The following is a 14,417-nucleotide window of genomic DNA, read 5'->3' on the forward strand; positions in this document are numbered from 1 at the left end:
CTTCCTACTTGAAGCCGCAGCGGTGTAGGCTACGTTCGTTAAGCGCAATCACATAGTTTACCTATGCTCATGGGGACTCACTCACTTGCCGCCTACCTGCAACTCCAAGTTGTTTAGGCATATTTAAATAAGTGACATTAATCCAGAAAAAATATAAAAACAATAGATTTAATCATAAAAATAACGCCCCCAATAGGAGGCTCATTTTATTTTTAGATTGCAGAGGTAGTGCTGGGTAATATCTTAACACTCAGTCGTTTGTCTGCTTGTAAATATTGATTAGCAACATGACGCAGATCATTCGTACTCACCTGATTGATGGCGTGACGAACCTCCTGCCAACGACTATAGCGATGCGGATAAGTTTGAGTTAACGATGCGACATCAAGCCAAAATACATTCTTTTCTGGCAGACTATCTAACCATTGTAGAAGCGGTTGTTTCGCTCGTTGCAACATATCAGCATCAATGCCATGATCAGCTTTCACTCGAGACAATACCGCATCGAAACTCTCTTCCACTAATTTAAGTTGCGTTGTGTCTGTCACACTGAACAGCCCCAAATAACCAAATCCTGTGGGAAGAAAATCATTGCTGCTAAATGGGTAAGGTGAGTAACTCGCGCCAGCCTTTTCTCTCACTTCTTCCGTCAACAAAATACTGAGAACCTCTTCAAGCAGCATCAGTTTTGCGTAGTGTTCGGCATTCACCTTATCAGTCGTTGGCCACAGCCAAGCCAGTGCCGCGGCATTGGCTGAACCTTGATGCTCAACAATATGTGAAGCAGGCAATGATGGAAACTCAACGCGCTCAACTTGCAGCTCTTTTTCTGGATGACGCGGCAAAGCGCCCAGTGTTTTAGCAACCGATCGAATCGTTTTCTCTTCGTCAAGATCACCCACAATGGCAATTTCTAAAAGGCCTTTATCTACCGCCGAGGCAAACACTGGAACTAATTCTGAAAAATGACGCTTTAACAGTTCCTCGTCATGGCTACGAAATCGTGGGTCGTCAGGGTGCAATAATTCAGGTAACACCGTCCAAAATGCCTCTTCTGGCGTCGTGTTCTGGCTGTTACTCGCTGCCAGTACTCGTTGACGAAATTGGTTCATCCCCTCTTCTCGCCAGCCCGGGCTCGTTAAAAATGCCGTTTGCAGTGCTAACTGTTGGTCAAGCGACGCTTGATTGGTGAAATCCTGACTCGCAAAACCAAGCGTTCCGACATTGAACCCCGTCGTCACATTGGCAGCAGAAAAGAGATGAATTAACTGCTGAAACGAATGCTGCTCTAACCCACCAGCAACAAAGCCATCATTAAACAGTGCCTGAATTCCCTCTTTTCTAGGTAATGGATATTCGCCAAAACCTAATGAAAGATTGAGGTAGATGACGTTTTTCTCTAACTCGGTTGGCTTGATGTTGAGCTTAACGCCATTGGCAAATTTCAACATCCGAATCCCCGTTTCGGGATCTCGCTTGTCGTGAACGAGCGTGCCCACCTCACCAAATTCACGGTAGGCAAATGCCTCGACCGATGATATTTGATAAGGCTCTACTGGCTGTTTTTGGCTTTGTTCATATACATCGAGTAGCGTTTGATTGATTTTCTCAACCTTGTATGGCCCAGAAAGATAAATCCACGGCTTACCTTGCCAACGTTCTGTAAGCAGGTCGTGCAATCGAGCGGCGGTGATTTGAGGTTGATAAGCTTCAAAAAGAGCAAGCGCGAACGTCGGTTCAATCGGGACAAATTGCTGAGCATCACTTGTCACTAGGCCTTGCGCAATCGAAAAACTATGCAAAGTATCGCTACTTGCTGCTCTTTGCTGATAATCAGCATGCATTGCCTTGATCGCTTGATCAATTTCGCTCTGATTAAAGCCGTATCGAATCGCTTGTCGCACCGTCTGTTCAAGTAATGTCAGCCCATGCCGCCACTGCTCGGGCAAGGTTACCAGTGACAATTCCATCCGTGATGCGATACCGAAATCTTGTTCAATATGAACAAAAGCATTCGTTATCCCCTCTTGGTCTATCAGATGGGGAAGTAACCGTTGGTAGAGTAAGTTCGACAATATTGATTCAAGGATCATTTCATGGCGACTTTCAACGCTATCTGCTTGTCGCTCTTGTGGTGCAATCACACCAAGCGAAATTTGGGTCGGCAAACGAGCATCAAAGAAAACATCGGCTTGCAAGTGTGTCCTTACTGCAGGCAACATCAAATGGTCAGCCCGTAGCGGTACCGCATCCCGGTGAGGTACCCAGTTAGAAAAAAGTCGTTTGATCTGCTCTTCGGCCTGAGCAACATCAAGGTCTCCCACCACAATGATCGTGGTACGTTCTGGCGTATAAAAGCGTTGATAGAGTGAACGTAACTGCTCTGAGCTAGCATGTTTTACTACATCGAGATCACCAATTGGCAAACGTTTTGACAAAGGGCTCCTCGGATATAAGAAGCTCAGCTGTTGACGATAATTCTCAACATCAGCGGAATTTCTCTCTTTCCATTCCGCCACAACAACCGGTTTTTCTTGCTCCAACGCCTTTGGTTCAAGCTTAAGGCGATCCGCAATCTCTCTCATAAGCCACAAACCAGTTGCTACTTTTTGTGAGTCTCCTTGAGCAATATTGAACTCATACACGGTTTGATTGAATTGAGTCACCGCATTGGTATCGGATCCAAAACTTAATCCTAAGCGTTCAAGTTGGCGAATCATCTCCCCTTCGGCTACAGAGTCCGAACCTTTAAACGCCATGTGTTCTAAAAGATGCATCAAGCCTTGTTCTTGATCTGACTCGACTAAAGAACCACCCGCAATGCGCATACGCATAATGACAGCATGAGCAGGTGTCGTGTTATGGACTAATTGGTACCTTAAGCCGTTTTCAAGCTGACCTTCGTGAATGCGATGACTTTTAGGTAACTCCGTCGATAGTGAACTGGCCGATATAACAAGCAGCAATAATAAGCTCAATGGGTGAAAAAATAGAATATTACGCAAATTAAGATTCTCAGTATGTATAGAACGACACTCATTCGAATTGAGCGCTTATTATCACCCATTTATTAAATTTATAAATACATCAAGACAATTCCATACAAAACAGTACAATATTTTCAACATCATGCCATGGTGATCAAACGCGTACCACGCCCCCTTGAATATCAGCTTGGCTGGCTTATATTGCTCTACAAAAACTTTGTGCAATAACGTAGCCAAATCACAAGAAAACACAGTATTATCACCCCTTATTCCACATACTTCGTGGAGATCATAAACGGAATAATTATGGAAAATATCGTCGAAAAACTACTCTATTCAGCACGCTGGATTATGGCCCCTATCTATTTGGGGTTAAGTTTAGTGCTGCTGGCATTAGGCATTAAATTTTTCCAAGAAGTGTTTCATCTGCTACCTAACATCTTGAGCACCGATGAAGTCAGCCTGATTTTAGTGACACTTTCTTTGATTGATATTTCATTGGTTGGTGGGTTGATTGTGATGGTGATGTTTTCAGGCTATGAGAATTTTGTCTCTAAAATTGATATCGCCGAAGAGGATGATAAGCTCGGCTGGCTCGGAAAATTAGACACAGGATCGTTGAAAAATAAAGTTTCGGCATCGATTGTCGCCATCTCCTCAATTCATTTGCTGAAAGTCTTCATGAACACTGAAAATATCGACAGTGAAAAAATCAAGTGGTACTTACTGCTGCACATTACCTTTGTCTTATCGGCCTTTGCGATGGGTTATTTAGATAAAATCACCAAAAAATAGCCGCAAGCCCTGTATACACAGGGCTATTCGTTAACACTATCGATGCCAATGGTAAATAGACTGAGCTTATTTTGAACGATTGACCAACAGTAACAGCAAGAAATAGCTCCCACCGAGAATCGCCACGAGCGTGCCAGCCGCAATTTGCATCGGATAAACGATCACCTGTCCGAGCCAATCCGCCCACAACATTAACGATGCACCGACTAAACTTGCCACCAGCAGTTGCGTTTTAGTTTGCTGTGCGCCTAGCATCATCGCCATGTGTGGCGCAATCAAACCCACAAACGACACTGGCCCCATCGTCGCTGTCACCAGCGCACATAACAGCGCCACAATGGTCAATAAAATCAAACTGGTGTTTTGCGCATTAACGCCGCGCGCACTGGCAAAACGACGACCAATGGAGATTAAAGTCAGCCAACGCGACAGCGCGAGGGTGGCCGCGGCCAGTAACAGCACCAAAACGGCCAGCAATAGCGCTTGGTCAGGCGTAACGCGATAGGTTGAGCCTGCCAACCACTGTAAAATTCGATAACTGTCTTCTGACCCTTTAGCCAAACAAAATTGTACTAAGGATTCAAGCAGTGCGGTGATGGCTATCCCGGTTAAAATCAAACTCGACGCGGCGTATTGATGGCGCTTACCCAGCACAACTAATGCCGCCAACACCAGCAAACTACCCAACAACGCTGTCACCCAATGAGCGGCTAACAAGCTTTGACCTAAAAAGAGATTGGCAAACACCAACGCAAACGTCGCCCCTGATGAGACCCCTAAAATATCTGGGCTGGCTAACGGGTTGTATATTAAACGTTGCAAAATGCTACCAGCCAAGGCAAGACCAATACCAGCGCATAAGGCGGTAAGCATGCGCGGCCAGCGTAATGACCACTGATAGCTGCTTGGCAGCGCCAATTGCCAACTGATTTCGTTCATTTGAAACAGCGTGTGCAACACAAGTGCTGCCAGCATCATTAGCAGCAACCCCAATAGTGCGACACGGCTTAGTGACGTGCGCGACTGAGGCAGTGAGATAGTCAAGGTATCTTGCGCCTTAAGCTGACGGCGACTAAACCAGATCAGCGCGGGCGCGCCAATCGCCGCGGCTGTGATACCGCTGGCGATGACTTGCGTAGTCCATAGGCTCAACCACATTGCGAGCATATCGGTCAATGAAAGCAGTAACGCGCCAAGCAGTAAGCTCGAATAGAGCTCTTGTTTTGGCGTTCTTGCCCCCATAGCACGGGCGATGTTCGGCGTGAGTAGCCCGATAAAACTGATGACGCCCACCGCGGTAATCGAGGCTGAAACCAACCAAATCCCGAGCACCATTAAGATTAAAAATGCAGGAATGACAGGCAAACCACGAGCAGCAGCACCTTGATGACCTAAACGCAATAACGTCAGAACCCTTGGCGCAAACAGTAAAATCAATAAGGAGACCGATAACCGCGGCAGCAACCACTGCACCCAATCCCAGCCATTTTGCGCCAGATCGCCCGCGCCCCACATGAAAACGTTTTTGGCGTATTGTTCATTGAGTAGAATCAGTGCCGTCGCAATCGCGCCAAGTAGCAGGTTCACCACCATGCCTGCCACAATTAACGGCAAGCCCGTCATGTTACGCACACCAGCAATCACCACGATCAACGCAAATGCGAGCAAAGCACCACTCATTGCCGCCAACGCGCTGTAACTGGCAACTAGGCTTGGAAAACCAATGTTGAGAATAATCAGCGCCAGCCAAGCTCCAGATGAGGTGCCCAGCGTCAATGGTGAAGTGAGGTTATTCTGCGTCAGTTGTTGCATCACACTGCCGACCAAACCTAACATCGCGCCCACCAGCAACGTCATCACCAAACGGGGCAATTGACCATATAGGAAATTGAACTCCGCAAAAGAGCTCGCTTCACGTTGCGCCCACAACAGTTGCCATTGCGTGACTAGATCAACGCCATTGCCAATTTGCACACTGAGCATCGCCGCAAGCAACAGCGCACTACTCAGTGCGAGAAACACTTTTCCGTTCATGACTTAGGCGCAACCTCAAGCAAACTGCGTGTCAGCGCTTCTGCAATGTATTGTAGTGACATCGCACCGCCGTAGTTCCAGACACTCTCAACCGAGTTCACTCGTGCTTGACGCACAAACGGCATCGCTTGCCAAAGCATTGATTTTTCTAGCTGTGCTTGCTGGGCAAATGGCAAGAAATAGAGCACATAACCTTGCTCAACATACTGCAGATCCGTTAACCGATGTTGCACAATCCCCCACTCTTTGGCGGGCTGAGGCAGCGCTTCATACAAGCCCAATTGCTTCAGCACATAATGAGTGGTGGAGTTTTCACCGTAAAGGAACACCGAGGTTGGATTAGCAAAACGCATCGCCACCACCGCGGGTGTTTGATGAGAAAATGCGATGTCAATTTGTGCTTTTAACTGCGCAAAACGTTCCGTCATTGTGGTCAGTTTTTGCTCAGCGAGCGTTTGCTTGTCAAAGAGCTGCGCTAATTGGTGAAAATGGTCAATCGCGACTGCGCCACTGTCATCACTGGCTTGAAAATTAGAGAAATAGAGCACCGGAGCAATGCGCTCTAACGGTGTGATTAAATCTTGCTGCGGCGCAGCAGCGAGAATGAGATCTGGTTTCAGTGCAGCAATTTTTTCCAAATTGGGTTCAACGCGCGTGCCGATATCTTCTACCCCTTGCGGCACTTGCGGTTTGACAACCCACTCTTGATAACTGGCAAGCTCTGGCGCGCCAACGGGTGTGATACCCAGTTCAATCACTTGCTCAAGTAAATCCCAATTGAGCACCACCACACGTTGTGGCCGCTGCTGTAGAGTTTGCTCTCCGCGGCTGTCGTGTACGGTCAATGGCGCGCTAAAAGCGACACTCGAAAAAACAGAGAGTAAGCCAGCAACCAGCCAGCGCTTTACAAGGTTTAAGCACATACAATCGCGACCTTATGCGTGTGAGAATCTGAATTGGACATTGGGTGATCCAACAGTTGAATCGGCGTTTGATAAAGCGCCGATAAACGTGCTTCATCGGCCAATAAAGAGGCATCGCCTTCAAAAGCAACCTTGCCCTGCTTGAGCGCGACAATATGGGTCGCGTAACGTAGCGCAAGGTTCAGATCATGCAAAATGACGATAATTCCGCAGCCTTGTGTTTGGTTTAATTGCGCAAGCAGAGCCATTAACTGATATTGGTGCTGCACATCTAACGCCGAGGTTGGCTCATCTAAAATCAGCACCGGAGACTGCTGCGCCAACAGCATCGCCACCCAAGCGCGTTGCCTTTCACCGCCAGACAATTCATCTGCCAAGGTATAGGCAAATTCAGTGACGCCGGTTTGGGCGATCGCTTGATCGATGATCACTTCATCCTGATTTTGCCAGCGACCAAAAGGACCACGCCACGGAAAACGCCCAAGGCGCACTAACTCTCGTACCGTTAACCCCGCTGAAGTTGGCAATTTTTGTGGCAAAAACGCCACCGCTTTAGCCAGCGCTCTGGCGCTGAGCTCGGCAATCGGCTGCTGGTTAAGTAACACGTCGCCACGGTCAGGTGCTTGCTGACCAGAAATCAAACTCACCAGCGTGGATTTACCAGAGCCATTATGGCCGAGTACCACAGTTAACTCTGTGGTGGGAATATTCAGTGATTCAATGGATAAAATGCTTCGTCCACCGCGTACCACTTGAACATTTGATAAGGTAAACATCACTCTCCCCCAAAAATCGAACCACCTAAAACACACATCCCCGCCGGCGCGGGAATGTTCAAAAACCGTCAAACTCACCTTCAACGAAGGTGAGTTCATGCTGGCTTACCAGCGGTAATTCACGCTTGCCACCATACGACGTGATTCGCCGTAATAGCAGGTTCCGAAATCACAACCAGCAAGGGACTCGTCATCCAAAATATTATTGAGGTTAACCTGCACATCCCACTGTGTATTGATGGCGTAGCTTGCCATTGCATCCCACAGCATATAAGCAGGCACCTTTTTATCGAGCGAGGCATCCACAGACGTTCCGGTATAACGCACGCCAGAGCCCAACGTCAGCCCCTCAATCCCAAGGCCTGCAAAATCATAGCTCGCCCAGCCTGTCGCTAAGTGTCGCGGAATCATCGACTTACGATTCTGGCTCGTTCCTTCACCTGTATGAGCATCGAGATAGGTGTAGCTGGCATTCAGCATCAGATTCTCTGTCACAGCCATGCGAGCTTCCACTTCGAACCCTTGCGTATTGGTTTTTGTGCCCGATTGACTGGTGGTTAACGCGCCATTACTGCCGACGGTAGAGGCGGTTGCGTTTTTCTGGTCGATATCAAACCACGCCAGATTGACATAGCCATCGAGCCAGCTTGGCATGTATTTCACACCCACCTCGGTTTGGTTGCTCTCGACGGGTTTGTAGAGTTTGTTGGTGGTGAAATCTAAGCTGCTGATCACATAGAAAGATTCAGAGTAGCTCACATAAGGTGACAAACCGTTATCGGCTAAATAGATCAAACCGCTGTTTAATGACAGTTGGCCATCATCAAGCTCATCTTTATTCAAACCTTTGCTTTCAACATCAATTTTGTCGTAGCGGCCACCTAAATTCAGAACCCATTTCTGTTGCCACTTCGTTTGATATTGCGCGTACACACCCAGCTGCTGTTTGACAATCTCATTGTCATACAAGCTGCTTGAGAGATCAGGCACATTGCCGTAGGTCGGATTAAGGCTGTTGATCACGCCCACCTGTGAACCAGTGCCATTACCCAGCCATTTATTTTGGTGATACTGAATGTCAAACCCGGTCAATAAGCGGTGCTCAAATTGGCTACTTTGCCACTGTGCTTGGGCGTTGTTATCTAAGGTTACGCTGTGTGCATCACCATCATTGATCAAGGTATAACGTGCCAATGTGTATGGGTCGCTGTCTTGCCAAGCATTTTTATAGGCCGAAGAGCTTCGCAGGTACAGATCAACATAGGCGTAGTTGAAGTTTTGCTTGAGGCTCCAAGTGTCGTTCAGTTGATGAGAGAGTTGGTAGCCGAACGACAGTTGTGTTTTATCGAAATCATCGTGATCCGGCTCGCCAAAGTTGCGGTTAGGCGCAATCGTCTCGCCATTGGGCAGCGCCATTAATGTGCCATCGCTTGGGAAGAAACCGTTTTGTGGCACGCCGTTATCTTTTAAGAAAGTGGCCATCAGCGTTAGCGTGGTTTGATCTGATAAATCGACAGCGTAGCTTGGCGCAACATAAACGCGCTGGCTCTCAATGCCATCCAATTCACCCTCTTTTTGATTAACCATCGCCACCAAGCGGTAGCGCTGGCTGCCATCTTGGTTGGCCCAATCGGCAATATCGACACCCAACTGCTGGTAATTTTTATTCCCCACCGACAGAGATACGGAATGCTGCGCGCCATCAGTCGGCTTTTTCTGCACCACGTTGGCAATACCGCCCGGCATGGACTCACCATACAGCACCGAAGACGGGCCTTTCACCAATTCAACTCGCTCTAAACCAAAGGGTTCAACCGTCCAAGCAAAGAAACCTTCTTTATAAAGACGGTTACCATCGAGATAGACACTCGGTTCAAAACCACGCACAAACATCCACTCGGCGTCGTTATCCGCGCCATAAGGTGAGGTGTACCCCGGCGTATAGCGCAATGCTTCATCCAGTTTTTGTACGTTATGCTGGTCGAGTTCATCACGTTCAATGACAGTGACCGACTTTGCGGTTTCTTGTGTCGGGGTATCGACTTTCAATGCCGATGCCGTTACCACGATCGTGTCTAAAACTTGTGGTGGTGTTTGCTCAGCTTGTGCCGTAGCCGAAACCATGAACAGACAAGGTAATGCGCTGATTTTTAGTATGTTGTGAATTGCTGTCCCCAGCAAGCTTGGGCGAATGAGATCCATTAAAGGATACCTCCTGCTTTAATTAGTTTGAGAAACGTTTTTATTATCATTATTATTGCCCGTCATTTTACTGATAAATTCAATATTTAACAGATAAAAATAAGAATGAATCTCACTCGCACATCACCATAAGTTGATCACCTATGTTTCAATGGTTTGAAAATCTCACGACGGCGTTTCCTAAAGAAGAGCCGCAACAACCGCCTAACACCTTATTGGCCTTCTGCCGTCATTACACACGGGGCTTTGAAATACCGTTACTGGTCATGTCACTGCTCAGTGCTTGCGTGGCGATTGCCGAAGTCACCCTAATTCGCTATATGGGTGAATTGGTTGATATTCTTAGCGGCCAACAACGTGCCACATTCTGGGCCGATCAAAGTGACCGCTTGTGGGTAATGGCCGCGCTGGTGGTGGTCATTATGCCGCTGCTGGCTTTTTTCCACTCCATGATCATGCACCAAACGCTACTGGGTAATTACCCGATGTCGATACGTTGGATGATCCACCGCTACTTACTCAAACAGAGCGTCAGTTTTTTCCAACGCGATTTCGCGGGGCGAATCGCCACCAAAGTGATGCAAAGTTCACTGGCGGTGCGAGAAACAGTGATGAAACTGGTCGATGTACTGGTTTACATCGCGGTCTACTTTGTCTCGATGATTTGGATGATGGGCGAATCTGACCGCATCTTGATGATCCCGATTCTGATTTGGCTCGTGGCCTACATCATCATTCAATTGTATTTCATTCCCAAGATGAAAAAAGTGGCGACCGATCAAGCCGATGCTCGCTCAACTATGACGGGCAGCATAGTCGACAGTTACACCAACATTGCCACCGTGAAACTGTTTTCCCATTCACAGCGAGAAATGCAGTACGCCAAAAGCAGCATGAAACGGTTTTTGAACACCGTGTACCAACAGATGCGCATGGTGACGTGCCTGTTGTGGAGTGTTGACGCCATCAACTATTTACTGCTGTTTTCTATCGCCGCTTTATCAATCAATTTGTGGCTCGATGCCTCAGTGACTGTCGGTGTCATTGCGATTGCGATTAGCATTGCGCTGCGCGTACAAGGCATGTCGAAATGGATCATGTGGGAAGTGAGCGCACTATTTGAAAATATCGGTACTGTGGTGGATGGAATGAATACCTTGTCGCAACCAGTGACCATAACGGATGTAGCCAATGCGCCGCCGCTGCAAGTAACGCAAGGGCAAATCAGCTTCCATAACGTTCACTTTCACTATGGACAAGAGAACACTGTGTTTGAGGCGCTTAACTTTGAGTTAAAAGCAGGCGAAAAAGTGGGGTTAGTGGGTCGTTCAGGCGCGGGTAAATCCACACTGGTTAACTTGCTGCTGCGATTTTACGATTTGAATGGCGGCAAAATCTGCATTGATGGACAAGATGTTTCGCAGGTCAGCCAAGATTCACTGCGCCAACACATTGGTATGATCACGCAAGATACTTCTCTGTTGCACCGCTCAATCCGCGACAACATTCTCTATGGCAACCCAGAGGCCGGGGAAGAAGCGCTGATAGAAGCAAGCCGTCAAGCGCATGCTCATGATTTTATCGCGCAGTTGCAGGATGAGAATGGCAACCTTGGCTACGATGTTCAAGTGGGAGAACGCGGTGTCAAACTCTCTGGCGGCCAACGCCAACGCATTGCGATTGCCAGAGTGCTATTAAAAAATGCGCCGATTCTGATCATGGATGAAGCCACCTCGGCCCTAGATTCAGAAGTAGAAGCGGCTATTCAAGAAAATTTTGAAACGCTGATGGAAAACAAAACCGTGATCGCCATTGCGCACCGTTTATCAACCATTGCCGCCATGGATCGCTTAATCGTGCTGGATGAAGGACGAATCATTGAACAAGGCTCACACCAAGAGTTGCTGCAACAACAAGGCGTTTATGCTCAGCTATGGGCACATCAAACGGGTGGGTTTATAGGCGAACTTGCGTAGTGGATGCTCTTTAGGCCAAATAAAAGGCCTTTAGACACATCCAACAGAGAAAGAAGATGTGCTAAAGGCCGCGCTATTTCACCCAATACCCTCACTTGACCGAGTTTGGGTATTTTGCATACTATTTCGCATACCATACATAGGGGGGGGTGAATTAGCTTAAATCGACATCTTTGCAGCCAAAAAAGTAGGTCGCGAGAAAGCCAACAGTGTAGGAGATTAAAAGACCGCCAACAAACACCATCATCCCAGCAAAAATTCCTTGCTCGGAAGTCATCAATGGAATTGCGACAATGCCTGACGGGCCAAACACCGTATTTAATCCTACTGGCAAACCAAGGTAAGAAACTAAGCCGACGAAGAAACCGCCCGCCGCCCCACCAATGCAAGCGGTGACAAACGGTTTAACCCGCGGCAAGGTTACGCCATAAATCAGTGGTTCGCCAATCCCCAAAATACCGGGAATGATCGCCCCTTTCACTTGCGTGCGCAGCAACGCATCTTTATTCGCTTTGAAATAGAGTGCCAGCGAAGCGCCCACTTGGCCGCCGCCCGCCATCGCCAAAATAGGAAACAGAGAGTTAAAACCTTGTACATCCATCAGCGCAAAATAGACTGGCACAAACCCTTGGTGAATACCAAACACCACCGAAATTAAGAACAAACCCGACAGTAACGCCGCGCCCAACGGGTTATCATTGAGGTTCAAAAACAACCATGACATGCCTTTAAACAGCTCACCGCCAATCGGCATGATCACCAAGAAAGTCACCGCGCCCATGATGAGTAACGTCACCACAGAGGTTAAGATCATATCCAAATCATCAGGCATGTATTGGCGCACTTTACGTTCTACTTGCGCGCCCAAAATAGAGGCCAATAGTACCCCGATGATGTTGCCGCGTGGGTCAATGGCGAAGCCAAAGAATTCACTCATACCCGAGTAGATACCCGTTGTCGCCTCTGGGTTATACCCCAGCACAAACAGCGAAGCTAAAATGGCACCATTAACACCCGAGCCACCGAAGGCTTGCTGCGCGTTATAACCAATTAAAATACTCAAGAAAGCAAATAGCCCTTTACCAAACACTTTCATATAAGTAATGAGATCGAGCATAAACTGGCTAGGCGATTGATCGATAACGAACATTTGCTCCAGCAAAGTGGCAAAACCAAGCAACAAACCCGCAGCAATGAAACCGGGGATCAGCGGCGTGAAAATGGTCGCAAATTTGCTTAAAAAACGTTGTACACCGCTGGTCTGCTTGCTCTTCATCTGCTTTTTCTGCTCAGCAGCAATCGCGGATAGATCGGCAGTTACGGCCACATCCGTCTCAGCACCGCCACCGTTGGCGATCATCTCATTCATCATATCGGCCGCCGTTTGCGCTTTGCCTGGGCCTAAAATGATCTGCAGTTGTTGGTCACTCTCCACCACGCCCATTACGCCGGGAAGGGTTTTCAGCAGAGCCTGATCGGCCAATGCCGTATTATTTAATGTTAAACGTAAGCGCGTCATGCAGTTACCACACTTACCGATATTGCCACTACCACCGACTGCACTAAGCAGCTTGGCGATCATATTGGAGGTTATTTTTGCCATTGGGACATCCTTGGATAGATCCAGTCGGGTTATTGATCATTCAGTGCCGCGCGAATAAAACCATTATGCTTGGCCAGTTTTTGCGTCGCTTGCTCGGCGCTTAGCCCCGCAAGAATCATTACAATGGCGGTTTTACAGTGACGATGGCAGGCGCTCAGTGCTTGTTCTGCTTCCTCTTTACTGCAACCTGTCGCTTCGACCACAATGTTATTTTGGCGCTGAATCAACTTAGCGTTGGTTGCCTCGACATCGACCATGAGGTTGCCAAACACTTTACCGCAACGAATCATCGCGCCGCTGGTTAACATGTTAAGCACCAGTTTTTGCGCCGTGCCCGCTTTCATACGTGAAGAGCCCGTGACCACTTCCGCGCCCACCACAGGCACAATGGCAATGTCAGCCGCGTGCTGCATCGCGCAATCTGGGTTGCACACTACTGCCACAACCGTTGCACCCAGTGATTTAGCGTAAGCCATACCGCCTAGCGCATAGGGTGTGCGACCACTGGCGGCGATACCCACCACCACATCGTTGCGGGTCAAATTAATATTTTTCAGATCGCTTTGCCCAAGCTCAACATTGTCTTCGGCATTTTCAACCGCTTTAAGAATCGCTGGGTGTCCGCCCGCAATAAGCCCAACCACTTGTTTAGGATCAGAGCCGTAGGTGGGTGGGCACTCGCTAGCATCTAAAATCCCCAAGCGACCGGAGGTTCCCGCTCCCATGTAGATCAAACGTCCACCCGCTTGAAATGCCAAGGTAATGGCATCCACCGCTTGCGCTATCTGCGGTAAGGTTTTTTCAACCGCCAACGCGACCAGTTGATCTTCATGGTTAATGACTTGCAGCATCTCTAAGGTGGAAAGGGTGTCAATGTCAGCACTGGCAGGATTGCGGCTTTCGGTAACCAACAGGGTTAGGTCTAGGTTCATCGTCTATTTCTCGGTTTTAATTCGGAACTGAGGGCGATTCTATGGAATAAAATATTCCACTTTAGTGACAAAAATCACAACAAAGGTTATTCTTTGACCAGTCATTACATGGAATAATGGCCTACAATGCACCGATATCTTTTAAGCCTCCGAACAAAAGGCCAGTTAATACAAGCCACTACACTAATG

The 14,417-nt window shown here is 48.0% G+C and carries 9 protein-coding genes; 2 read left to right on the forward strand and 7 right to left on the reverse strand.

Annotated elements, in window-relative coordinates:
• Nucleotides 1-212: 212 nt before the first annotated feature.
• Entirely contained in the window at nt 213-3,005 is a 2,793-nt protein-coding gene (locus AACU59_RS16840) for a M16 family metallopeptidase (protein ID WP_094144469.1), read from the reverse strand.
• A gap of 288 nt (nt 3,006-3,293) precedes the next feature.
• On the opposite strand from AACU59_RS16840, the gene AACU59_RS16845 reads away from it, so the two are divergent.
• Nucleotides 3,294-3,782 (forward strand): TIGR00645 family protein, encoded by a 489-nt coding sequence (locus AACU59_RS16845; RefSeq protein ID WP_017045929.1) that lies wholly within the window; start codon nt 3,294-3,296, stop codon nt 3,780-3,782.
• Between the two features lie 66 nt (nt 3,783-3,848).
• Here AACU59_RS16845 and fhuB read toward each other — a convergent pair whose 3' ends face one another.
• The 4 genes from fhuB to AACU59_RS16865 form a co-directional block, all read right to left on the reverse strand.
• Complete coding sequence (gene fhuB, locus AACU59_RS16850) at nt 3,849-5,816, reverse strand: Fe(3+)-hydroxamate ABC transporter permease FhuB (RefSeq protein WP_094144468.1); 1,968 nt, start codon at nt 5,814-5,816, stop codon at nt 3,849-3,851.
• On the reverse strand, nt 5,813-6,739 hold the full coding sequence (locus AACU59_RS16855; RefSeq protein ID WP_094144467.1) for an iron-siderophore ABC transporter substrate-binding protein: 927 nt from the start codon (nt 6,737-6,739) through the stop codon (nt 5,813-5,815). Before AACU59_RS16855 ends, fhuB begins: the two co-directional genes overlap by 4 nt.
• Nucleotides 6,730-7,515, reverse strand: coding sequence for an ABC transporter ATP-binding protein (locus tag AACU59_RS16860; protein WP_026028190.1), 786 nt, complete (start codon nt 7,513-7,515; stop codon nt 6,730-6,732). The genes AACU59_RS16855 and AACU59_RS16860 overlap by 10 nt, the downstream gene beginning before the upstream one ends.
• Nucleotides 7,516-7,620: 105 nt before the next feature.
• Nucleotides 7,621-9,717: a TonB-dependent siderophore receptor gene (locus AACU59_RS16865; RefSeq protein ID WP_094144466.1), complete on the reverse strand. Its 2,097-nt coding sequence runs from the start codon at nt 9,715-9,717 to the stop codon at nt 7,621-7,623.
• A gap of 143 nt (nt 9,718-9,860) precedes the next feature.
• On the opposite strand from AACU59_RS16865, the gene AACU59_RS16870 reads away from it, so the two are divergent.
• Nucleotides 9,861-11,693, forward strand: a complete 1,833-nt coding sequence (locus AACU59_RS16870; protein WP_094144465.1) for an ABC transporter ATP-binding protein — start codon at nt 9,861-9,863, stop codon at nt 11,691-11,693.
• Nucleotides 11,694-11,847: 154 nt separating this feature from the next.
• Here the strand turns inward: AACU59_RS16870 and murP are convergent, their stop codons facing one another.
• Nucleotides 11,848-13,296 carry a PTS N-acetylmuramic acid transporter subunit IIBC gene (murP, locus tag AACU59_RS16875; protein WP_094144464.1) on the reverse strand — a complete coding sequence of 483 codons (1,449 nt, stop codon included), beginning with the start codon at nt 13,294-13,296 and terminating at the stop codon, nt 11,848-11,850.
• Between the two features lie 29 nt (nt 13,297-13,325).
• On the reverse strand, nt 13,326-14,228 hold the full coding sequence (gene murQ, locus AACU59_RS16880; RefSeq protein WP_017045936.1) for an N-acetylmuramic acid 6-phosphate etherase: 903 nt from the start codon (nt 14,226-14,228) through the stop codon (nt 13,326-13,328).
• Between the last annotated feature and the right edge of the window lie 189 nt (nt 14,229-14,417).

This window comes from Vibrio sp. V23_P3S9T160 (assembly GCF_963886625.1).
GTDB lineage: Bacteria > Pseudomonadota > Gammaproteobacteria > Enterobacterales > Vibrionaceae > Vibrio > Vibrio anguillarum.